The following is a 23,154-nucleotide window of genomic DNA, read 5'->3' as shown; positions in this document are numbered from 1 at the left end:
GATGGACTACTCCAAGATTAAAACCTTAGGTGAATTAAAGAAAAGTGGCTACCAGAGTCGCAATATCAAAACTGAGATTCGCCAAAACCTGATTAGCAAATTACAAGCCGGAGAAAAGGTATTTAAAGGCATTCACGGCTATGAAAATACGGTTATTCCGGATGTGGAAAGAGCTCTATTAGCCGGTCATAACATCAATTTCCTGGGCTTACGCGGACAGGCCAAAACCCGCTTAGCGCGCCAAATGACCGCCCTCCTGGATGAATACATTCCCGTACTTGAGGGCAGTGATCTCAATGATGATCCCTTAGCTCCGCTTTCCCGCTGGGCCAAAGATCGCATCGCTGAATTGGGGGATGATAGCCCAATAAAATGGCTACATCGGGATGATCGCTATTTCGAAAAATTGGCCACTCCGGACGTGAGCATTGCCGACCTTATTGGAGATGTGGACCCCATTAAAGCGGCCAATTTAAAGGTTTCCTATTCTAATGAATTGAGCATTCACTTTGGAATGATCCCCCGTGCGCATCGCTGCATTTTTGTGATTAATGAGCTGCCCGACCTTCAGGCACGTATTCAAGTAGCACTCTTTAATATTTTGCAGGAAGGCGATATTCAGATTCGAGGCTTTAAACTCCGTTTACCTCTGGATGTACAATTTGTATTTACCGCCAACCCAGAAGATTATACCAATCGAGGATCCATCGTTACCCCACTAAAAGACCGGATTGGCAGTCAAATTTTAACGCATTACCCCAAAGACCGGAAAACGGCAAGGGAGATTACCCGTCAGGAAGCCAAATTACAATTGGAGCAAAGTGAACGCGTTGGCATCCCTGATCCCGCTCTGGAACTACTGGAACAAATTGCTTTTGAAGCGCGGGAAAACGAATATATCGATGCGAAGAGCGGGGTTTCTACCCGTTTAACCATCTCAGCCTTGGAGAACCTGGTGAGTACTGCCGAGCGACGCGCGCTTATTGATGGCAGTAAGCAAACTCAAGTACGTTTATTGGACTTTATGGGCATTATCCCTGCTATTACCGGCAAAGTAGAATTGGTGTATGAAGGCGAGCAAGAAGGAGCGGGAATTGTAGCCGAAAATTTGATCGGAGCGGCAGTGAAGAGCATTCTTCCCGAATATTTCCCGGCTCTGGAAGATCTTAAATCCAGTGATCAGAATAATCCCTATAAGGCACTAATCGACTGGTTTGCTCAAGGTAAAACCTTGGACATGCTTTTTGAATGGAGCGATGCCGAATACCAAAAAGCTCTGGAAGGCATCGGACCCCTAAATAATCTCATGGATGCCTACCAAAGCAATGCAGCAAAAGAAGATCGCTACTTCTTAATGGAATTAGTTCTATGGGCCCTCTCCGAATATTCGCGATTAAATAAAGAGCGCTTAGAGGATGGCTTCAATTTCGCGGACCTCTTTAGTTCTTATTTGAGGAGCGGTGAACTTTAAAAGCTAAGGTCCACAATGGGTATGGCTGCCAGCCAAAATACTGTCTACTTCAGCTTGACTTAAAAACTGAGCCTGGTAACTGAGTCCTTGCATTTCCATATTGGAGACAAATGCGCGCATATGATTCCCTGAACCACAGATCAAAGTTTCATAGAGATCTATCAAGGCCTGATCCTGGCTATCTGCGATAAAATTTTGCAGGTCGTAAATATCAAGATCCTCAATGGTAGCGCCAATATGCAAGGCCTCTGCAAGACCCAATTGCCCTTTCAGCTTAAAGCTGTTGTAAAAAGCTTGCAAGCTTGTGTCGGCAAAAGATCCTTGATCCAGAATTTGATAGGATATAGAACGGCTATCTAAGAGATTGGCTACAAAATCCATATGCCTTTGCTCACTGGAAGAAATGTTTTTAAACACTTTCAGGTAGCCATATAGGCTATCGAGGTACAGATAAGTATCTCGTGCCAACTTTTCTTCTTCCAACATAAAGAGTAAGGAAGATTCAGATTCGCTAATCGTGGGATCTGTCGTATTGGTGTTTTGCTTCGCCAAGGTATCTTCCTTGGTACAGGCGCCCAGCAGCAAAAAAACGATCATCAGAGCGCCCATCTTTATACGTAACATCACTTAGAATTTTCATCTAAGTTAGTCTCTAAGCGACGCTTTTTCTGTGAACTTACTCACTTAAACCTTCGACCTTTTCAGGCATCAAAGGCTTGGAGTCCATTCTTTGGCTTTGGAAATTACGGAGCCTATTCATAAAATAGTGCGTATTCTCCCAACCTCCTTCGGGTAATTGTTCCCATTCGTAGCCTGTGCTGCTTTTCTGCTCTGCCTTTAAATGATAGGGAAATTGAAATCCAAAGCGCCACAATTTAGGTAAGAAGTACATCCCTGCATCGTAAGCCTGGAAAGCAAAAGGCCCAGGTTCGGCATTAAAGTTGGCCCTGAAATCCTTTACAAAAACCCGAGTGGCACTATCAGCATAATTAATATCCCTAAACTCATAGGTATGATAGTGCAAGGCATTTAAATAGCTGAGTTCCATGGTTGGATAGTTCAGTAATCTGGGGCTTCCTACCACGGTAATACTGGTATCTCGAATTACATAGAGTTTGGAAATAATATCACTCAGGAAAACGGGATCTTCACCTAGTAAGACTACCACCTTAGTCCCCTCATTCTCCGTCATACGATCCTTAAGATCCCAACGGCTTTGCAATTCTTCGCAGCTCACCATGGAGGTGATAAAATTCTTGCTACGAGGATTCAGGTGCGCCTTGATAAGCTGCACTTGTTGCTTTTCGGCCTCCGAGCCACAGTGTGCAAAAATGATATGCGCCTCTGCATAGTGCTCATTGATCATTTTGGCAATGCGCATATACTTGCTACTCGATGCCGGTACCACCTGATAGAGATTCGTACGGTTCTTAACCTCTACCCCAGCACTTAAAGGACTAATTACCGGAATATCTTTTTCCCGCAATGCATCAGCCATAGCTTCTACCAGGCGACCATATGCCGGACCTACGACCAAATCGGCCTGCATAGAATCAATGCTTCTTGCCAATTTGGGGATATCCTTCATACTGGCATGACTATCAAATACTTGAAGCCTAATGCTCATGCCCATGGCCCGTAAAGAATCTGCAGCCATTAGAAACCCGAGGTAATATTGAGTGGCCATTTCAGTATCCCGATGGGGCTTAAAGGCATTTACGGAAAGGGTATCCGAGTATAAATCACTTCGGAAGGGTAATACAATTGCAATGCGGTATTGCTTATTAATGTCAATGAGGTTTGTATCGCGATTTTCAGCCTTGCTTAACTCTCTGCTGCGCAGAACCGGCTTGATTTCCTCACTTTTAACCACCGCGGTATTCTTCTCACTTTCACGTTTATCATTGAGGATTTTTTCCAGCCAGGTCAACTCGCGCGACCCATTCTTTTTGGGGACCACAATGTATTTACCGACCACCAAACCGCGCTGCAACTCTTTGTTTAAAGCCAAAAGCTCCTCTTGACTTACATCGTATCGCTGCTTTAAGCTAAAGAAGGTATCACCACTTTTTACTTTGTAAAGGAAGTAATTGCTATTCGCTAAATCTCCTTCTGCATAGGTGGTATCCACCTTATCTTCTATGCGCTCCAGCTCTTCCCTTTGTTGCTTTTCATTCTTGCTACCTTCCACTACTTCTGGCAGGGAGGGATCAACCAAAACCGGACGATATTGCTTGCGGTTTTTGGGTAGCTTTAACCATTGATTAAGCAGTAAACCATTACTGGCCTCTGGATTTAGCAGATACAAGCTATCCAGGCTAATTTTATAGCGTTTAGAAAGAGACCAAGCCGTTTCCTGACGTTGTACGCGATGATAGAACCAATCCCCTTCCACCTTAAAGGTACCGGTATCCAAGGCCGCCATTTCATTTTGAAAGGCCTGGTGTTTTTCAGGGTCTCGGGGAATACGAACGATTTGATCAATTCGCAGTCCTCCCTGCTCTTCCATAGTAGGATTAAGCTTGCGCATTTCTTCAATGCTTATACCATATTGCTGAGAAAGTGAAAACTGGGTTTCGCCTTTCTGGACCTTATGATAGGTATAAAGCAAGCTATCCTGTATGGCTTTTTCGCGCTCCGCTTTGATTGCGGCAATGCGCTCATCGCTCGGAATCACTAATTTCATTCCGACCTTCAAATCCTGATCCTTTAAATCAGGATTAAAGAAAATCAAATCATCAATAGTGAAATTATACTGACGAGCAATACCATAGAGAGTTTCTTTGGCTTGAACCTCATGAATACGCGCTTTGCCCTGCCCAAAGAGGTTGAGACCGATTAGGCAGAAAAAAAGAAGATACCTGAAATGCTTCGTGATTATTCCCATTCGATAGTTGCGGGGGGTTTAGAACTAATGTCGTATACCACCCGGTTAACGCCTTTTACCCGGTTAATTATTTTATTTGATACCTCCGCCAGGAAGTTATAAGGCAAATGTACCCAATCTGCGGTCATGCCATCGGTGCTCTCCACCGCCCGTAAGGCTACCACTTGTTCATAAGTTCGCTCATCACCCATTACGCCTACCGACTGTACTGGTAATAAAATAGCACCAGCCTGCCATACGGAGTCGTATAAGTTATGTTCGCGTAATCCATTGATAAACAAGGCATCTACCTCTTGAAGGATACGCACCTTCTCGGCGGTGATATCCCCTAAAATACGAATGGCTAAACCAGGGCCAGGAAATGGATGACGACCCAATAAATCTGGATGAATTCCCAATGCTGATCCCACTCTGCGAACCTCATCTTTAAATAAGGTATTCATGGGTTCTACCACTTTCAATTTCATGAAATCCGGTAAACCTCCCACATTGTGATGGGATTTAATAGTAGCGGATGGACCTTTAACGGATACGGATTCAATCACATCCGGATAAATGGTACCCTGAGCCAACCATTTTACTTCTTTAATGGCTGAGGCCTCATCATCAAACACTTCGATAAACACGCGACCAATGATCTTGCGCTTTTGCTCTGGATCGCTTACTCCGGCTAGAGCCGATAAGAAACGATCAGAAGCATCCACACCTTTCACATTTAGGCCCATGCCTTTATATTGCTCTAATACTCCCTCGAATTCATTCTTACGCAGGAGACCATTATTTACAAAGATGCAATGCAAGTTATCGCCAATGGCTTCCGACAATAATACCGCGGTAACGGTACTATCTACCCCACCACTTAAGCCTAAAACCACGCGATCATTTCCGAGCTTGGCCCGCATTTGCTCGATGGTATCTTCCACAAAAGAGATTGGAGTCCAATCCTGACTGCACTGGCAAATATCTACCAGGAAGTTGCGGATGAGTTGTAAACCATCAGTGCTGTGGTAAACTTCGGGGTGAAATTGAATACCATAAGTATCCTCACCTTGAATATGATAGGCAGCCACTCGAACATCGCGAGTACTGGCAATAATTTCAAAATTTTCCGGGGTTTTTAAAATAGTATCACCATGACTCATCCATACTTGAGAGTTGGCAGGCATACCTTGCATTAAAGGAGACTGAGCCTGAATTTCTTCAAGATGCGCCCGACCGTATTCACGCGTCTCGGAGGCTTCTACTCTACCACCATCCAGCTTAGCTAAATACTGCGCACCATAACATACTCCCAGCACGGGCATTTTGTTACGAAAGGCACTAAGGTCAATTTCAGGAGAATCTACATCATTCACCGAAAATGGACTACCGCTTACAATTAGGCCTTTAACGGAGTCATCTAGCTCAGGAATAGCATTATAAGGATGAATCTCACAGTAAACATTTAACTCCCTAACCCGGCGGGCGATCAATTGCGTGTATTGCGAACCGCAATCGAGAATCAGAATCTTTTCTTGCATGCGGCAAAGGTATTTCTTTTTGTTCCTTTCTACTATAGACTTAGCACAGGGGTTTTCCCACAATATTTTAACATCGGGGAATCAATTTCAAGATCTACACAGGCATATTTTCTAAATTGCCCTTCCATCAAAACAATCAACATGCGAATTCTTAAAATTGTACTCTTCGTCCTGGCGGGCTTAGTTGGCTTGTATTTGCTAATTTCTCTGTTCCTGCCTTCAAATTTCGATGTGCACAGAACCATTAATATCAATGGATCTAAGCGTGCCGTATTCGAACAAGTGAATGACTTCCGCAATTGGGAAGCCTGGTCGCCCTGGTTGGCAGCCGACAGTACCATGGTCTTTAAATATACTGATGATACGGAAGGAGAAGGTGCCAGTTACAGCTGGACTTCAGAAAACTCCGGTAATGGCAACCAGCAAATCTTATCTGTTTCCGGGATGGATACCATCAATACTCAAATAAATTTTGAGGGAATGGATCCGGCTTATGGCTATTGGAATTTTAATGAGGTAGCTAATAATCGTACAGAGGTAACCTGGGGTTTCCACGGGGAGCTTTCTTTCTTCAGCCGAATTTTTGGTTTGCTAATGGATGGCCAGGTGGGTAACTCCTTCGAAACCGGTTTATCCAATATCAAATACATTGTAGAAAGCCAGAAAAACGAAATTGTGGAAAGACCGATTAATGAAGTAGAAAAAGATTCTATTGTATACTTCAGTGTAACGGAATCTATTGATATGGCTAAAATGGCCGATGAAGGTTCCGCTCTTTTTGCGCGTAATTATGGTCGTATTCTGGCCTATTTTGGCGCATCCGCGGACAGCATTATCAGTGGCCCTCCCTTTGCCATTTATCACGAGTGGAATGAGGAAACCCGTCGTGCTACCATTGAATTCTGCATTCCCGCTCAAACGGAGCTTGAGGCCAGCGATGATGTGGACAAGCGTATTCTCGCAACCAGCAAAGGATTGGAAATAGACTATTACGGTCCTTATGAACTTACCGGCCAGGCTCATGTGCAAATACATGAACATGCTGTGATGAATGACATTGAACTGGCACCGATCGCATTGGAATTTTATGTTACGGATCCGCAAACGGAACCTGATACCAGTAAATGGTTAACTAAAGTTTATTATCCCATACTTTAGAAAAAAAATTGCCTTTGTTCATGAACCCTGACCCCCGGTCGGGGTTTTTTGATGCTAAATCATCAACAAAATATCGACAAAATTGAAAGTACGCTTCCTCTTCCTCTGCTTTGCCTTAGCTTTTTCTTTTGGCTTATCTGCCCAAAAGGGCCAAATTAAAGGACGGGTTTTCGACGAAATTAATAATGAACCTCTGCCTTTTGCCAATGTAGTTATTGAGGGTACCAGCAATGGAACCAGCACCGATGTAGACGGGAATTATGTTTTAGAGGTAGAACCCGGCCTCTATAATGTTACCGCATCATTTGTAGGTTATACCAACAAAACGGAGTACGAAGTACAGGTTAGTCGATCGCGTCCCATCGTGATCAACTTTGCCCTTTCTGAGAGCAATCAAACCCTGGGTGAAGTAAGTGTAACCGCTCAGGACCGCATCACCCGTAAGGATGAAAGTCCCGTCTCGGTAAGCACTTTAGGGATTAATGAGATTCAACGTAATCCAGGAGGTAATCAGGATATTTCACTAGTTATTCAATCCTTGCCGGGAGTGGCTTCTACCCCAAATTTTCGAAATGATATCATCATTCGCGGTGGAGCCCCAAATGAAAACAGCTTCTTTTTGGATGGTATAGAAATCCCCAGTATTAATCACTTTGCCACTCAGGGAAGTTCAGGCGGACCAGTGGGATTGCTTAATGTGAACTTTATACGTGAGGTAGATCTTTACACCTCTGCCTTTCCGGTAGAAAAAGCCAATGCCTTGAGCTCGGTGCTCGACATTAAACTTAAAGATGGTCGTAGCGATAAAATTGGCGGTATCTTTCAAGTGGGTGCCTCCGAAGTAGGCCTAACCCTGGAAGGACCTTTAGGTGAAAAAACCACTTTTTTAGCCTCAGCTCGTCGTTCCTATTTGCAATTTCTATTCTCTGTATTAGAGCTCCCCTTCTTACCTACCTACAATGATTTTCAGGTGAAGGTGAAACACAAGTTTGATGATAAAAATCAACTCACCTTCATTGGATTAGGAGCTATTGATCAATTTAAACTGAATTTGGATGCCAATGAAACTGAAACCCAGCAATTTCAATTGGCCTTTTTACCGGTTAACGAACAATGGAATTACTCGGTAGGTGCCAAGTTCACGCACTTTGGTGAAAAGTCATACACCAACTTTATTTTGAGCCGATTTATGCTTAATAACATCGCCTACAAATACGAAGACAATGATGAAGTGAATGGCCGGCAATTATTGGATTATCAGAGTAGAGAAATTGAAAACAAGCTTCGGATTGAGAATTTCCGACGTAGTAATGGCTGGCGACTAACCAATGGCTTGGGATTTGAGGAAATTAAATACCAAACCAGTGAAGTTGACTTGCGTGTTCCACCCGGGGCCGAAGCGCGCAATTATGAAACCGATCTGCGCTTGTACCAATACTATATATTCAGCAATGCCAACCGCAGTTTTTGGGATGAAAAAATCAGCTTGAACCTCGGATTACGTATGGAAGGAAACAGCTTTAATGCCCAAACTGCCAATCCTCTTTCGCAAATTTCCCCCAAGGTAGCCTTTACCTATAATATCAATTCGGAGCTGAGCTTTAATGCCAATTACTCCATCTACTATCAATTGCCCCCCTATACCTCTTTAGGCTTCCGAGATAGTACTAACACTTTAGTGAATAAGGACCTAACTTATATCAGTACGCAACATATGGTTGCGGGTTTCGCCTATTATCTGCCTTTCAATGCAAAAATCAGTTTGGAAGGATTTTACAAGATTTACGATAACTATCCTTTCCTAACCGAGCGCGGGATTACCCTGGCAAATTTAGGTAGCGATTTTGGTGTAATTGGTAATGAACCGGCAGTATCCCGTTCACAGGGACGAGCTTATGGCTTAGAATTCCTTTATCAGCAAAAGCTTTACGATGGTTGGTTTGGAACCCTGGCTTATACCCTGGTAAAATCTGAGTTTGAAGATGCCGCAGGAAATTTGGTGCCCTCCTCCTGGGATAATCAAAACATCATCACCCTTACCGGAGGTAAGAAATTTGGCAAAAACTGGGAAATTGGTATGCAGTACCAATTTTTGGGTGGAGCACCTTATACCCCCACTGATATAGCCACTAGTTCTCTGGTACAGGTATATGACCTCAACCGCCGGGGTTTGCCAGATTGGAGTCGTTTAAATGAATTGCGTTTCGATAATTTCAATCGCGTCAATATTCGGGTGGACAAAAAGTGGTTCTTCGAATCCTGGTCCTTAAACGTTTACTTCGATGTTCAGAATTTGCTGGGTCAGGCCGTGGATGGCGAACCTCTTCTGGCATTAAATCGCGATGCCCAGGGAAATCCAATTATCTTGAACCCATCAGCCCCAGCCAATCAACAACGTTATGACACCAAATTATTAGAAAATGGTAATGGTACACGGATCCCATCCATCGGGATTATTGTGCAATTCTAAGCCTAGGATTTAGACAGAATTTCGCTTAATTAGAGCATGCCAAAAAACATCGCGATTGCTGATCTTCGAGATCAATTCGAAAGCTTGGCGGGCCTGCCGGATGAGCAAATTGACTTCCTCATTCAGGAGTCGGAACTAGTGGAATATCCTCAGGATTCCTTCCTCTTCCGTTCCCAGGAACCTGCGAATAATATGACTTTTGTTCTTAAAGGTCATTTCAAGGTTTTCCTCAACCAGAATGGTAATCAGGTTCAGGTCACTGAATTAAGGCCCGGAGAAATAACGGGAATCTTACCTTTTTCTCGAATGGAAAAGGCAACCGCCTCAGCGCAAGCCAGTGAAGATAGTTTAGCCCTGCAATTTCCCAGAGCTAAAATGCGAACCTTGATCAATCAGCATTATGAGCTCACCGAGAATTTGGTGCATCTGATGAATAGCCGAATCCGCACCTTCACTACCATTCGCCAACAAAATGAAAGAATGATGGCCTTAGGTAAGCTGGCCGCGGGATTAGCGCATGAACTTAATAATCCTACCTCTGCCATTGCTCGCAGTGCTCAGGTACTGAACAGCAAAGGAGATAAGGCCTTGGAAATGGTGAAAAAGGTAATTGCCCTTCCCAATCCGGTTCAATATCTGGAGATGGCCGAGCGAGTTTTGCTGGAATTAAAGTCTAAAGAACAAATCGAGCGATCTCTGCTGCAAAGGCAGGATATGGAAGATGATTGGCAGGATTATTTAGAAGATCAAGGTTTGCCAAATTGTGGCGACCTGATAGATAATTTGGTCAATTATGATGTGGATCCCAGCTTCCTGGAAAAGGCCTTCCAATCCGCAGATGAAGAGGCCCGAGAAGCCCTTTTGCAATATCTAGAATTTGAACTGAGTCGCCAGGAGCTGCAAAATGATATTGTTACCGCGGCCTCTCGGATTTCAGAATTGGTCGCCAGTATTAAGAATTTCACTCATATGGATCAGGCTCAGGACAAGTCTCCCGATTCCCTGGCCAAAAGTTTGGATTCGACCTTAAAAATGTTGGATCATAAAATTCGAAAGGAAGGTATTAAAGTGATTAAGGATTATGATCCGGATTTAGTGAAGGTTCCCATTTGGGCTGGACAAATGAATCAGGTTTTCACCAATCTCCTCGATAATGCTATCGATGCCCTGAAAGATTCCAGCCAGCCTGAGATTCGTATAAAAACCTTTAGTGAACATGGCAATGCCTTTGTGCACATCAGCGATAATGGACCTGGCATCCCAGAAGACCTACAAAGCATGATCTTTGACCCTTTCTACACCACCAAAGGAGTGGGCGAAGGAACGGGGATGGGTTTAGAAATTTCGCGCCGTATTGTGGAACAGCATCAGGGTAAATTGCAATTGCTTTCCAATGCCTCTCCTACCTTATTCAGTATTTGTTTACCGCTTTAATTATGAGTCAAGACAAACCCATATTATTTGCCATAGATGATGACCCTCAAGTATTAAGGGCTATTCGATCAGATTTACGTCAGCGGTATAAAGATGAATATCGCATTGTTTCTACCAGCAATCCTACCGAAGCGCGAGAGAGCCTGGTTGAACTTAAAAATAAGAATGCCGAAATCGCCCTCTTTCTCAGTGATCAGCGGATGCCGGAACTAGATGGAGTGGCCTTCTTAAGCGAAGCACGTAAAGTTTTTCCCAAAGCGAAGCGAGCACTTTTAACGGCTTATTCCGATACCCAAGCAGCTATTGAAGCCATCAATAAGGTGCAATTGGATCATTATTTAATGAAGCCCTGGGATCCGCCAGAGGAAAAGCTTTTTCCTGTAATCGATGATCTTTTGGAAGATTGGATGGCGGGATATCGCCCCAAATTTCAGGGTCTGCGCATTATTGGTTATCAATATTCGCAGTTAAGTCATCAACTAAAGGATTACCTGGCAGGCAACCTCTTTCCCTATCGTTGGATGGATATTGAAAAGGAAGAAGAGGCTCGAATTCTGATGGAGGAAAATGCCCTAAACCTGGAAGACCTTCCTGCTTTGATTTTGGAAGATGGCGAAATACTAAAGCATCCAGAGAAATCAGAAGTAGCTGCTCGATTAGGGTTACCTACGGAGGCTAAGGCCGAATTGTATGATACGGTAATTATTGGCGCCGGACCAGCAGGTTTAGCCGCTGCGGTCTACGGAGCCAGTGAAGGCTTAAAAACCTTGATGCTGGAAAAGCATGCTCCCGGCGGGCAAGCAGGCACCAGCTCCAGAATCGAAAATTACCTGGGTTTCCCGAATGGTCTAAGTGGCGCTGATTTGGCCCGACGAGCTTTAAGTCAGGCCAGTCGTTTGGGAGCCGAGTTCCTAACCCCAGCCCAAGTAAACTCCATTGAACTGGCAGATCAGCAAAAAATTCTCAAACTAGAAAATGGTAAGGAGATCTTAACCAAATCTCTGGTGATTGCCAGCGGGGTTAATTATCGCCAATTAGACACCCCGGGCCTACAGGCCTTAACCGGCAAAGGGGTGTATTATGGTGCGGCCAGTACGGAAGCTTCGGCCTGTTCCAACCGAACCGTATTTATTGTGGGTGGTGGGAATTCAGCCGGTCAAGCGGCCATGTATTTATCACGTTTTGCTAAGCAAGTGAAAATCTTAATCCGGAGAGCGGATTTAGTGGATACCATGTCGGCCTACCTCATTGAACAGATCCATGCTACCAGCAATATCCAGGTTTGTCCCTTTTCGGAAATCACGGAAGCCCTGGGAACCGAAAGTTTAAATGCCTTACGCATTCGCGATAATCGCAGCGGTGAAATTCGTGAAGAAGAAGGAGCCGCACTATTTATATTTATTGGTGCTAAGCCGGCCACCGACTGGCTACCTACAGAAATTTTGAAAGATGAAAAAGGATTTATAATAACCGGGACTGCAGTATTAGAATCGGCAAAAGGACCACAGCAGTGGAAAAGAGAACGAATTCCCTATTCTTTAGAAACTTCAATTCCTGGAGTATTTGCGGCCGGTGATGTTCGTTCCGGAGCCATGAATAGAGTGGCTTCTGCTGTGGGTGAAGGCGCCATGAGTATTAGTTACACCCATCGGTATTTAACTGAAATTTAAGCCTTTAGTCACAAGGATTGACAAGCATTCCGCCGAAGCTTCATCTAATTTAGTTGCTAACTAAAACTAAAAAGATGAAAAAGTTCATTCCAGTAGCGGCCCTGCTCCTTATTGCAGCAGCCTGCTCAAAAAATGACGATCGGGAAGAAGTCTATCAGGAACCACAACCCATTGTTACAGACACCAGTAATGATCTCCCACCGGAAGATGAAATAATTAACCCACTCCATTAAAACTTAAGCCGCCTTTTGGGCGGTTTTTTATTGCTGATCCCGGGGACAAATCCTAAATTACCCTATCATAATTCAGCTCGTGAACAGACAAGAAAAGCTGCGTGTCCAGTATCAGGAAGTACGGAAATACAGCCTGCAGCTCATGGCTCCTCTTCAGGAGGAGGACTATCTGGCCCAAAGCACCTTTGAAGCCAGTCCGCCCAAATGGCATCTTGGACATTGCACCTGGTTTTTTGAATATCTGGTTATAAAAGCCATCCAGGGCACTAATTTTCAAGCCATTGACGAAAAGTATTCCTATTACTTTAACAGCTATTATGAGGCCTTAGGTCCTCGAGTAGATCGGGCAGCCCGTGCCTCTTTAACACGTCCTTCTTTAAAAAAGGTTTTAGAATACCGCCAGAAGATAGACGCGAAAATTGACGCGCTCCTTAATGGTCCTGATTTAGACCAATCCGTATTAGATACTCTGGAGCTGGGCTTAAACCATGAACAACAGCACCAGGAGCTTTTCCTAACCGACTTTAAGAAAGCACTCGCACAACAAGCTTTTTATCCGGTTTATGATCCAAGTTTTAATGAAGATCCAAAAACCTCAAAGGACCAAGGCTGGATTGCAAAAGACGCTGGGCTATATGAAATTGGGACAAATGGTCCCCACTTTCACTTTGATAATGAAGGCCCCAGGCATAAGGTCTATCTTCAAACTTATGCCATCGCCAAGAGCTTAGTAAGCAATGCCGAATGGTTAGAGTTTATGGCAGATGGTGGTTATCAAAAACCCGACTTTTGGCATTCAGATGGCTGGATCTGGAGGCAGGAAGAAAAAATTGAAGCCCCCTTATACTGGGTCCGGAAAGAGGATCAATGGTTGCGCTTTAGCTTAAGTGGTTTAGAGCGTATTCCTTTAGATTCTCCGGTTACCCATATCAGTTTTTACGAGGCCTATGCCTTTGCACGCTGGTGCGGAATGCGCCTACCTACCGAAGCGGAATGGGAAGTAGCTAACAAACAATTCAATTGGGGTGCACGTTGGGAATGGACCAACAGTGCTTATTTACCTTATCCGGGCTACAAAGAATATGAAGGTCCGGCTCGGGAATACAATGGCAAATTCATGGTTAATCAAATGGTCCTGAGAGGAGCCTCTATAGCCAGTCCTGAAGGCCATTCAAGGGAAACATACCGCAATTTCTTCCATCCTTGGTTCCGATGGCAATTTACCGGCTTAAGGCTGGCAAAAGATCTATAACACTATGAGTAATTTTCTTAGAGAAGTAATTGAAGGCCTGGAGGCCAATGACAAATATTTACTCTCCAAATATTTCTACAATAGCGAAGGCGATCGTCTCTTCCAACAAATCATGCAATTGGATGAATACTATCTAAGCAAAGCAGAAGCGGAAATTCTAAAAGAACAATCGCCTGAAATTTGCCGGCATTTTCCAGAGCATGGATTTCGACTGGCCGAATTAGGTGCTGGGGATGGTACTAAAACCCGCTATTTACTGGAAGCAGCCCTGGCCAATAAGACCGATTTCAGCTATCATCCCATTGACATTTCCTCTAATGCTCTGGATATAATTAGTTCCAACCTGAAACACTGGCTCCCTAATTTGAACTTTGAGCCTATGGCCGATGAGTACTTTTCGGCCCTGAGCCGCCTGGCTCAAATGGATGATAAGGCCTTAAGCGTACTCTTCCTGGGGAGTAATATCGGCAACTTCCGTCGTGATAATGTTGATGTATTTATGAATCATCTGCATAAAAGTCTAAAGCCTGGAGATCAAGTTCTATTAGGTGTAGACCTTAAAAAAGACCCCAATAAAATTTTAGCCGCTTATAATGATAGTATGGGAATCACCGCTGCCTTTAACTTTAACATTCTGCGTCGTATTAATGATGAGTTAGGAGGGCAATTTGATTTAAGCAAATTCCGGCATTATAATAATTACGACCCACACAGCGGCGAGAGTCGTTCCTACCTTCTATCCCTAGAAGAACAAGATGTCTATATAGAAAAGGCGCAGAAATCATTTCATTTCGATCGCCACGAAGCTATTCACACGGAAACCAGTCGTAAGTACAGCCCTCGCGATTTAGAGCAATTGGCCCTAAAACATGGTTTTAAAGTTGAGCAACGCTTTAGCGACAGTCAGAGTTTATATGAAGATCAACTTTGGATTCGTGTCTAATCTTCCCCGCCTTTAAAGGCTTGAAAAACAAAACTAAAGAGCACGACCAAACCACAGCCAATCACATTATACCAAAGGTATTCTACTTGCAAGTTGCCTAATATCGGCCAGTTGTAAACCTGAGCAAAATGGATGAGCAGTACTGCCGCCTCTGCAATAAGGGCTGCATAAAACACGAGCCCACCTTTGATGCGTTTAATGAAAAAGGCCACCAGAAATATGCCCAGTATGGTGCCATAAAACAGGGAGCCTAGCACATTAACCATTTCAATCAAATTGTCAAAGAGATTAGCCACCAGGGCAAAACTGATAGCCAATAAGCCCCAAAACACTGTAAGGACTTTAGAGATCCATAGATGTTGCTTTTCAGTTGCTTCTTTATGGAAGAGTCGATTGTAAAAGTCTACCGAGGTAGTGGTAGCCAGAGCATTCAATTCACTGGAGGTACTGGACATGGCTGCCGAGAATATCAAGGCGATAATTAAGCCAATCACTCCTACCGGTAAATAGTCCATCACAAAATTGAGGAAAACATAATTCGTATCCTTCACCTTGAATTTAGGATCGGCCTTTAAAAGCAATTCTTTTACCTCCGTTCTTAATTCTTTATCCTCATCCAGGCGCTTTAAAAACACCTCCCGAGAAACGGTTTCATTGCGAAAATTATCTTGCTCCAGGGCAATCTCATATTCCGATCGACTGGCTTGCAATTCAAAATAGTTTTGATCGTAACGCCTTTCAATATCCCGAAGCTCATTGGCATACTCGCTCTGCTCCAAGCGCTCCAAGGCCACTTCATTAAAGAATACCGGAGGTTTTACATAGAGGTAGAATACAAATACCAATACTCCGGTAAGCAGGATAAAGAGCTGCATTGGAATTTTAAGCAGGGCATTAAACATTAGGCCCAGTCGGCTTTCGCGGATGTCTTTACCACTGAGGTAACGTTGCACCTGACTCTGATCGGTTCCAAAATAAGACAAGGCTAAAAACAATCCTCCGGTTAAACCACTCCATACAGTATAGCGCTCTTTGAGGTCGAAGTCAAAATCCAGAATCTCCATCCTACCGGCCGATCCAGCTAATTTAAAGGCGGTACCTAAATCCACATAATCCTGAATGCGCATCGCCAATAGGATAAAAGCTAGGGCCATCCCCAAGAGGATAATTCCCATTTGTAATTTCTGAGTAATACTAACGGCTTTGGAACCTCCGGTTACGGTGTATACAATTACCAAGAAGCCCACAAATAAATTGGTGAACTGCAAATTCCACCCCAGGATGGTGGAGAGAATTATGGCCGGAGCGAAAATGGTAAGGCCCGCAGCCAAGCCTCTTTGCACTAAGAAAAGTAAGGCTGCCAAAAGGCGGGTTTTTAAATCGAATCGCGACTCTAAATATTCATAAGCCGTATAAACCTTCAATCGGTAGTAGATCGGTATGATAAAAGCCGAAATAATCACCAAAGCAATGGGCAATCCGAAATAGAATTGCACAAAGCGTAAACCAGACTCATAACCCAAACCAGGGGCACTTAAAAAAGTAATGGCCGAGGCCTGGGTGGCCATTACGGATAAGCCGATGGTGAGCCAACGCATTTCATTACCACCGCGCAAATAATCATTCAGATCGCGCGACTTACGTGTGCGCCAGGTACCATAGGCTACTATGGCAAACAAGGTTCCAAAGAGAACAATCCAATCCAGCGTGCTCATTTAGGCGTAGTATGCGGTAATTAGATAATAAAATACGATCTGTAGAAAGAGAAACATCAGTACCCCACTATAGATCTGGCGCCACTTAAGCTTATCAGGGGTTTCCAGTTTCATAAGATATCATATTGGCTAATAATCTGTAGGCTCCGGATACCCCGGCTGGCAATTCGCGGAAGAATGAAATTCCGGTATACATAAAAGCCCCCTGGCCGTAGTTTGCAATTAATAATCCCCCTAAGCGATCAGGTTCACCTTTATCATGCCAGGCTAATGGCGTGGAATAAGCCTCATCCCAGGAATCGGCAAAGTACAGACCTCTTTCCTGAACCCAATTGTCAAAATCTGCTTTCACAATTTTATTGGGACGATTTAATACCGGATGGTCTGCATCTGTAAAGCGTACTTCCGCCTTTTCCTCCGTAACCCGCTCACGAGAAATAGTAAATGGATAAGGGGCAAAGTCAGTTCCCTGGAAACTGCGCGAACGGGTATTATATTGCACGATCACATTCCCTCCTGTCTTCACATAGTTGAGCAATTGCTCTTGACGCTGCCACAGCCAGTCTTGAGTATTGTAAGCACGGATACCTAATAGTACGGCCTGAAACTGGCTTAAATCAGTTTCGCGCATACTGTGCTCATCCAGAATTGTTACCTCATAACCCATCTGCACCAAAGCCTCTGGGACCTTATCTCCTGCACCAACGATATAGGCTACCTTCTCTCCTTTCTTTTTGAGATTTAAAGGGAATAAGCTAATGCCTGGGTTTTCCAAAACCATGCGCTTATCGATATGGGGATAATCGATTTCCACCAAATTTTGCAGGGCTATCCATTGAATTTCATTGCCCTCCTTTTTTTGTTGTAAAACATTTAGTGAAGTAGGACCGGCCCCCATTTTAGGTTTGATGCTGAGTTTTTGGGTTTGCCAATCTCCTTTGGTCTCAAAATTCAATTCAAATTGAGAAGGACTTATCTCCCATCCTTCGGTCATTAGGCTAATGCTATACTTTCCCGCTTTGAAGGCTCTAAAATCCAGATTCAATTCCTGAGCCCGATCATCCAGGAAAAAAAGTTTAGCGGTATTACTTTTTACAGTGAGTTCGGGCACAATCATTAAGGGCCTTTCAATTTCACCATCTACCCGATCCGAAAACTTATAGCGAACGGGAACATAGAGACTAAAAGCCTTATCCTTATAATATACTGCAACATGGGCACCTCCATAAGGAGCGGTTTCAGGCTTTAATTGCCATTCATCCACCGGAGTTGAGAACATATCTTCGTAAGGAGCTCTTAACCAATAAGGTTGGGAACTCACCATTTCATCATCCAGAATTTCCCCTTGCAAAGGCGCTTCCATCAAAACATTAGTCGGTAAATCTACTGGGCCAGTTTTCGCTTTGTACTCCGATTTCCACTCCGATAATTTTTCAATTTGGATGGGTAGCGGACTGCGTTGAATGGCTCGGGCTGTGTATGTAGGCTTTTCGCCTCCTACAACATATTCACTCTCAGCAAGAACTTCCAATTTCAAACCAATACATTCGGCAGCCAGGTGATTAAGTTGATCAACTAAATAGCGGCTTTCTAAAATTCGTTTGCCAGCGTTCATTCGGAGCTTAGCATGCAAAGCTAAAATGGCCTCCAAAGATTTATGGGGAGCCTGAGGGTCAAAACTGGCCTCGATGGCCGCTAGTCCTTCTGCGATATCCGAATAGCCATAGTCTTCCCAATTCATAGGTAAACCCGCAAAAATGCTGGATTCTGGGGCCTCTCCTTTCATGAGTTTCAAATACTCTTTCTGACTACCACGGTCCACGGCCACTCCAAAGCCCTGGCTCTTATGTTGACTGCGACTGTAGCTGGCCAATTCATTACAAGACAAGCCTAATTCAGGAACATAAGTGCCTACATCTACCACATAATAAGAAGGATCATTAGCAGCGATACTATCTAATTTGGGTTCCCACCAGGAGCTGTGGTTCCAGAAAATCCGACTTACCTGCCAGGCCTCCAAATTCGTTTCCTTAAAAGCTTTGGGGTCGGCCGCTTTGTCAAAGGCCTCTAAAGCCAACATCGCACTGGCTGTATGATGACCATGACCAGCTCTTGAATCCGGTGGAAAGCGGGTGATAATGATATGAGGGCGGAAATAACGAATTACGCGTACCACATCGCTTAAGACTTGCTCTTTATCCCAATGCTCGAAAGTTTCCTCAGGATTCTTGCTGTAGCCAAAATCTACTGCTCGGCTAAAAAACTGTTGACCACCATCCAGGTTTCGGGCCTGCATTAATTCCTGTGTACGTAAAATCCCCAACTCTGAACCTAGCTCCGTACCAATCAAATTTTGACCACCATCACCACGGGTAAGACTTAAGTAGGCAGTTTGGGCACCAATATCATTCGCCAACCAGGAAATCATTCGAGTGTTTTCGTCATCCGGATGAGCGGCCAAATAAAGCACCCTTAAAGGGTTTTGTAATTGATATATATGGTGAAGTATCGCAGAGGAAGCCGTGGCTTGAGCCATAGACATTATGGAATACAAACTCAAGATTAGCGAGAATACTATTTTACGCATGGGCTGCTTTAAAATTGGATTTCAAATCTACTAATCCAGAACCAAAGGCTAAGGTTCATGCATAGATTCTTATTCGATGATAGTTCTTACTAATTGACTTTGACTCAAATCTCTATTCCATCTAAAAGAAATGTTAAATCTCAAGGCCTATCTTTACGGACCCTAAAATTATCTCTATGAAGAATTTGATACTTCTCGGACTACTATTTTGCGGCCAAATCCTCTCCGCCCAAAATTCCGAAAGTCAAAAACCTATTCTATTTCTCAATGAAACTGTAGGAGTTGATGCCCTTGACGATGGTCGCATTAGCAGCTTTAGTTCCTACCGATATGTCCTGGTACAACACTCTGATTTAAAGGTTGGTCAGGATTTATTTGGATTTGAAACCCTTGATTACATCCCTCATAATGCTGCCTTTGCGCGTATTAGTCAGGAGAATTATGCTCAGGCCAAAGCTAATTTGGAAAATGCCGGTGGTAGAGTATTCAATCTAAAAGATGCCTGGCGTTTATCTAAACCTCTCTTTACCCAAAATTATAATGAGTGGGCCTGGGCCGCAGATGGCCAAAGCTTAATTCTATGGGTTCAATACTTCCGCGGTATTAGCCATTTGAATGTGCTACAAAGCTTACAAAGCCAGGGCATACAGATTTTGAATCAAAAAGAAAGTGACCGTCGTTTTGAGATCGTTCTTGATCCAGAGCAAATGGATATGCTTTTAAATCTGGGCTGTCTTCAATACATCGAAGAAAAATATGCTCCCGGTGAACCTGAAAACTTTACCGCTCGCACCAATCACCGCGTTAATTTCCTGCAACAAGCAGAATACAATGGCGGTCTGGATTATGATGGTAGTGGAATTATGGTGGCCCATAATGATGCTGGTGGCATTACCGACCACATCGACTTTAAAGGTCGTTTTTCTCAAAATGCAGGTAGCGCCGGATCGGATCATGGAGATCATACCGCCGGAACGATAGCGGCAGCTGGCAATGCCGACCCCCGCGGTCGAGGTATGGCACCAGGGGTGGATATGTTCTATCGTGAATATCCCTCCAACTTAAATGATGCAGACAATGTTTACACCAGTATAAATGCGCGTCTTACTTCCAATTCCTTTTCAAATGGCTGTAATGGTGGCTATAGCACCTGGTCTCAACAATTAGATAAGGATGCTTACGACAACCCTAATATGTTGCATGTGTTTTCTGCCGGTAACAATGGTAGTTCTACGTGCAGCAATAATTATGGTGCCGGAGTAGGCTGGGGGAATATCACCGGAGGCCATAAACAAGCAAAGAATGTGGTTACAGTAGGAAATGTAACACGTACTGATGGATTGGCTAATTCAAGTAGCCGCGGTCCGGCGACTGATGGCCGGATTAAGCCTGATATTTGTGCCGTAGGTACCGATGTATATTCTACCACAGATGCCAATGGCCCCAATACCTACAATACCAAAACCGGAACTTCCATGTCTTGCCCTGGAGTAACCGGAACTCTGGCCGTATTAATGCAAGCCTATAAAGATTTAAATGCTGGCACAGAAGCGCATGGCTCTTTATTAAAGGGGGTATTGATGAATACTGCTGACGATTTAGGAAATGCCGGTCCGGATTACCGTTATGGCTATGGCCGGATTAATGCCCGTCGTGCCTTCGAAGTTCTGGAAAACGGTTGGTACAATACCGATAGCCTGGGAACCGGAGATTCTGCAATTTTCAATTTCAACATTCCTGCAAATACAGCTCAGGCCCGCTTTCTGGTTATTTGGCCTGATCGAGAAGCATCGCCAGCCGCGGCTCGTGATTTGGTTAATGATCTGGATATGGAAGTTAGCTTTGGTGGTAGTACATATCAACCTTGGGTATTGAACCCTACTCCTAATGCTACAGCCTTGAACAGCCTGGCTACTCGTCAGCGTGATTCTTTGAATAATATTGAGCAGGTAACTCTGGATAATCCTTCTGCTGGCAGTGCCTCTGTTAAAATTAAAGGCTACAATGTCCCTACTGGTGGCGATCAGCGTTTCTTCGTGATTGCCTATTACGAAAGCACAGAAATGGTATTAACTTATCCCAATGAAGGAATGGCCTTCCCAACCGGATCTACCGAGTTGATTCGCTGGGATAATCCTGCCAATACCAGTCATACTGCTGAATACTCTTTAGATGGCGGTGTAAACTGGTTTATGGTTAATACCACTGCTAATGCCCGTCAACTAAGCTGGGTAATCCCCAATGTATCCAGTAATCAAGTTTATGTACGGGTTCGTACTGCCAATGATACTGCTATTGTTGGGCCAATGACCATTGTTCAAGTACCAGCGCCCATTAACATTCTTGCGGCCTGTCCAGACAGTTTACATTTAGATTGGAACGATGTAAATGGTGCCAGCGGCTATGTAGTATATCGATTAGGGACTAAGTACATGGATTCTGTTGATTATGTTACGGTTTCTGAGGCTTGGGTGGCCCATAATCCTACTCAGGTAGATTGGTTTGCAGTAGCCTCAGTTGTGAATGACACTTCCATTGGATTCCGATCTCCCGCTATTGAGAAAAGTCCTGGCGTATTTAATTGCGCGGTTCCTACCGATATCGTTTTAGAGAGCATTCTTAATCCGGGCAAAGCGGAATTACCAACTTGTGTAAGCACTGCCGACAGTGACCTTCCCATTGTTTTAATCCGAAATACCGGTACCAATGTGGTAAACGGAATTGATGTAGGGTTCCGCCGCGTGGGAACCACCGGAGCAAACATCGAAACTATAAATCGCAGTTTAAATCCTGGAGATACTCTGATCTACTATTTCCAAAACAATCGGGTGAACCTCCTCAATAATGTCAACTTGAACTACGAATTCTGGGTGCATGCCACTGGAGATGGGAACCCATTTAATGATACATTGGAAGCTAATTTCCGCATTGTCGGTAGCGCTTCAACAACGGTACAAGTTCCTTATAGTCAGGATTTCGAGACCTTTACATTGTGCTCAGATAATACCAATTGTGAAGTGACCAATTGCATTCTACGAGACGGTTGGTATAATTATCAGAACCTAATCGGTGATTTTATTGACTTCCGAATCTGGAGTGGACCTACTGCCAGTTCTGGAACCGGTCCTAATTTTGATTATAATCCCGGTACCAGCAATGGCAAATACCTTTACACCGAATCGTCAGGTTCCTGCGATAGCGCAGAAGCCATGGTCGTAACTCCCTGTATAGATCTTATCGGCACAGCCCGTCCTCATGCCACTATTTATTACAATATGAATGGTATTGAGATGGGCAGATTGGCTGTAGATATATATGATGGTTTTCGTTGGTACCTCGATGTTGTTCCTGCCATAGTAGGAAACCAGGGTTCACAATGGCAACCATTAACGGTAGACCTCAGTGCACATGTTGGTAAAACCATCAGCATTCGCTATCGCGCTAAAACTGGAAATGGCTTCCGTAGTGATATTGCTATTGATGACTTTTCTGTAGTTGATAGCTCAGGAATTGGTATGGATGAAGCGGTTTTAGCCTCTGGATTACGCCTCTATCCTAACCCAGCCAATGGCTTATACCATTTAAGCAGTGCCCATCCTTTGCAAAGCAAGACTATGGTTCGTATTAGCGACTTAAGTGGCGCTTTAATTTGGGAAGCGCCATTTAAAGCCAATAGCGGCCAGGATTTGGAGATTAATATCCAGGACCGAGCTGCTGGTGTTTATCTTTTAGAAATTAGTAATGATGAATTCCGTTCGACCATTCGCTTGGTGAAAGAATAAATCAGATTTGAGATACTAAAAAAGGCGGCTCC

Annotated in this window: 14 protein-coding genes; 9 read left to right on the top strand and 5 right to left on the bottom strand. The window is 44.0% G+C overall.

Going from position 1 to position 23,154, the window contains the following annotated elements:
• The first annotated feature begins 1 nt into the window (after position 1).
• The gene (locus ACO05P_RS01905; RefSeq protein WP_421753100.1) at positions 2-1,471 is read left to right on the top strand and encodes a magnesium chelatase; all 1,470 of its coding nucleotides are present in this window, start codon (positions 2-4) and stop codon (positions 1,469-1,471) included.
• A 3-nt stretch (positions 1,472-1,474) separates the two neighbouring features.
• Here ACO05P_RS01905 and ACO05P_RS01900 read toward each other — a convergent pair whose 3' ends face one another.
• Genes ACO05P_RS01900 through guaA form a run of 3 tightly spaced genes read right to left on the bottom strand, consistent with a single transcriptional unit; the run spans position 1,475 to position 5,878 of the window.
• On the bottom strand, positions 1,475-2,095 hold the full coding sequence (locus tag ACO05P_RS01900) for a DUF2202 domain-containing protein (RefSeq protein ID WP_421753099.1): 621 nt from the start codon (positions 2,093-2,095) through the stop codon (positions 1,475-1,477).
• 52 nt (positions 2,096-2,147) lie between these two features.
• Positions 2,148-4,358 carry a LysM peptidoglycan-binding domain-containing protein gene (locus tag ACO05P_RS01895; protein WP_421753098.1) on the bottom strand — a complete coding sequence of 737 codons (2,211 nt, stop codon included), beginning with the start codon at positions 4,356-4,358 and terminating at the stop codon, positions 2,148-2,150.
• Entirely contained in the window at positions 4,349-5,878 is a 1,530-nt protein-coding gene (guaA, locus tag ACO05P_RS01890; RefSeq protein WP_421753097.1) for a glutamine-hydrolyzing GMP synthase, read from the bottom strand. The genes ACO05P_RS01895 and guaA overlap by 10 nt, the downstream gene beginning before the upstream one ends.
• A gap of 141 nt (positions 5,879-6,019) precedes the next feature.
• Here guaA and ACO05P_RS01885 point away from each other — a divergent pair, with 141 nt between their 5' ends.
• From ACO05P_RS01885 to ACO05P_RS01855, 7 genes are all read left to right on the top strand, one after another.
• The gene (locus tag ACO05P_RS01885) at positions 6,020-7,036 is read left to right on the top strand and encodes an SRPBCC family protein (protein ID WP_421753096.1); all 1,017 of its coding nucleotides are present in this window, start codon (positions 6,020-6,022) and stop codon (positions 7,034-7,036) included.
• A gap of 82 nt (positions 7,037-7,118) precedes the next feature.
• Positions 7,119-9,506, top strand: a complete 2,388-nt coding sequence (locus tag ACO05P_RS01880) for a TonB-dependent receptor (RefSeq protein WP_421753095.1) — start codon at positions 7,119-7,121, stop codon at positions 9,504-9,506.
• A gap of 36 nt (positions 9,507-9,542) precedes the next feature.
• Entirely contained in the window at positions 9,543-10,940 is a 1,398-nt protein-coding gene (locus tag ACO05P_RS01875; protein WP_421753094.1) for an ATP-binding protein, read from the top strand.
• A gap of 2 nt (positions 10,941-10,942) precedes the next feature.
• A complete protein-coding gene (locus ACO05P_RS01870; RefSeq protein ID WP_421753093.1) occupies positions 10,943-12,610 on the top strand; it encodes an FAD-dependent oxidoreductase in 1,668 nt (555 codons plus the stop codon).
• Between the two features lie 74 nt (positions 12,611-12,684).
• The gene (locus ACO05P_RS01865; protein ID WP_421753092.1) at positions 12,685-12,843 is read left to right on the top strand and encodes a hypothetical protein; all 159 of its coding nucleotides are present in this window, start codon (positions 12,685-12,687) and stop codon (positions 12,841-12,843) included.
• Positions 12,844-12,922: 79 nt separating this feature from the next.
• The gene (gene egtB, locus ACO05P_RS01860; protein WP_421753091.1) at positions 12,923-14,095 is read left to right on the top strand and encodes an ergothioneine biosynthesis protein EgtB; all 1,173 of its coding nucleotides are present in this window, start codon (positions 12,923-12,925) and stop codon (positions 14,093-14,095) included.
• Positions 14,096-14,099: 4 nt separating this feature from the next.
• The gene (locus ACO05P_RS01855) at positions 14,100-15,038 is read left to right on the top strand and encodes an L-histidine N(alpha)-methyltransferase (protein WP_421753090.1); all 939 of its coding nucleotides are present in this window, start codon (positions 14,100-14,102) and stop codon (positions 15,036-15,038) included.
• Here the strand turns inward: ACO05P_RS01855 and ACO05P_RS01850 are convergent.
• Both ACO05P_RS01850 and ACO05P_RS01845 read right to left on the bottom strand, forming a co-directional pair.
• The gene (locus tag ACO05P_RS01850; RefSeq protein WP_421753089.1) at positions 15,035-16,753 is read right to left on the bottom strand and encodes a sodium:solute symporter; all 1,719 of its coding nucleotides are present in this window, start codon (positions 16,751-16,753) and stop codon (positions 15,035-15,037) included. The two genes, ACO05P_RS01855 and ACO05P_RS01850, sit on opposite strands and share 4 nt — an antisense overlap.
• A gap of 94 nt (positions 16,754-16,847) precedes the next feature.
• Positions 16,848-19,340, bottom strand: coding sequence for a PIG-L family deacetylase (locus tag ACO05P_RS01845; RefSeq protein ID WP_421753088.1), 2,493 nt, complete (start codon positions 19,338-19,340; stop codon positions 16,848-16,850).
• A gap of 176 nt (positions 19,341-19,516) precedes the next feature.
• On the opposite strand from ACO05P_RS01845, the gene ACO05P_RS01840 reads away from it, so the two are divergent.
• Positions 19,517-23,122 (top strand): S8 family serine peptidase, encoded by a 3,606-nt coding sequence (locus ACO05P_RS01840; RefSeq protein ID WP_421753087.1) that lies wholly within the window; start codon positions 19,517-19,519, stop codon positions 23,120-23,122.
• The last annotated feature ends 32 nt before the right edge of the window (positions 23,123-23,154 follow it).

Source organism: Croceimicrobium sp. (genome assembly GCF_965228705.1).
Classification (GTDB): Bacteria; Bacteroidota; Bacteroidia; order Flavobacteriales; family Schleiferiaceae; genus Croceimicrobium.
This window is presented reverse-complemented; position numbering and strand designations above follow the sequence as displayed.

Excerpts from the sequence above, each read along its gene's own strand:
- ACO05P_RS01870 (WP_421753093.1), top strand. The coding sequence starts at position 10,943 with ATGAGTCAAGACAAACCCATATTATTTGCCATAGATGATGACCCTCAA.
- guaA (WP_421753097.1), bottom strand. The coding sequence starts at position 5,878 with ATGCAAGAAAAGATTCTGATTCTCGATTGCGGTTCGCAATACACGCAA.
- ACO05P_RS01895 (WP_421753098.1), bottom strand. The coding sequence starts at position 4,358 with ATGGGAATAATCACGAAGCATTTCAGGTATCTTCTTTTTTTCTGCCTA.
- ACO05P_RS01875 (WP_421753094.1), top strand. The coding sequence starts at position 9,543 with ATGCCAAAAAACATCGCGATTGCTGATCTTCGAGATCAATTCGAAAGC.
- ACO05P_RS01840 (WP_421753087.1), top strand. The coding sequence starts at position 19,517 with ATGAAGAATTTGATACTTCTCGGACTACTATTTTGCGGCCAAATCCTC.
- ACO05P_RS01905 (WP_421753100.1), top strand. The coding sequence starts at position 2 with ATGGACTACTCCAAGATTAAAACCTTAGGTGAATTAAAGAAAAGTGGC.
- ACO05P_RS01855 (WP_421753090.1), top strand. The coding sequence starts at position 14,100 with ATGAGTAATTTTCTTAGAGAAGTAATTGAAGGCCTGGAGGCCAATGAC.
- ACO05P_RS01865 (WP_421753092.1), top strand. The coding sequence starts at position 12,685 with ATGAAAAAGTTCATTCCAGTAGCGGCCCTGCTCCTTATTGCAGCAGCC.
- ACO05P_RS01885 (WP_421753096.1), top strand. The coding sequence starts at position 6,020 with ATGCGAATTCTTAAAATTGTACTCTTCGTCCTGGCGGGCTTAGTTGGC.
- ACO05P_RS01850 (WP_421753089.1), bottom strand. The coding sequence starts at position 16,753 with ATGAGCACGCTGGATTGGATTGTTCTCTTTGGAACCTTGTTTGCCATA.
- ACO05P_RS01845 (WP_421753088.1), bottom strand. The coding sequence starts at position 19,340 with ATGCGTAAAATAGTATTCTCGCTAATCTTGAGTTTGTATTCCATAATG.
- ACO05P_RS01900 (WP_421753099.1), bottom strand. The coding sequence starts at position 2,095 with ATGTTACGTATAAAGATGGGCGCTCTGATGATCGTTTTTTTGCTGCTG.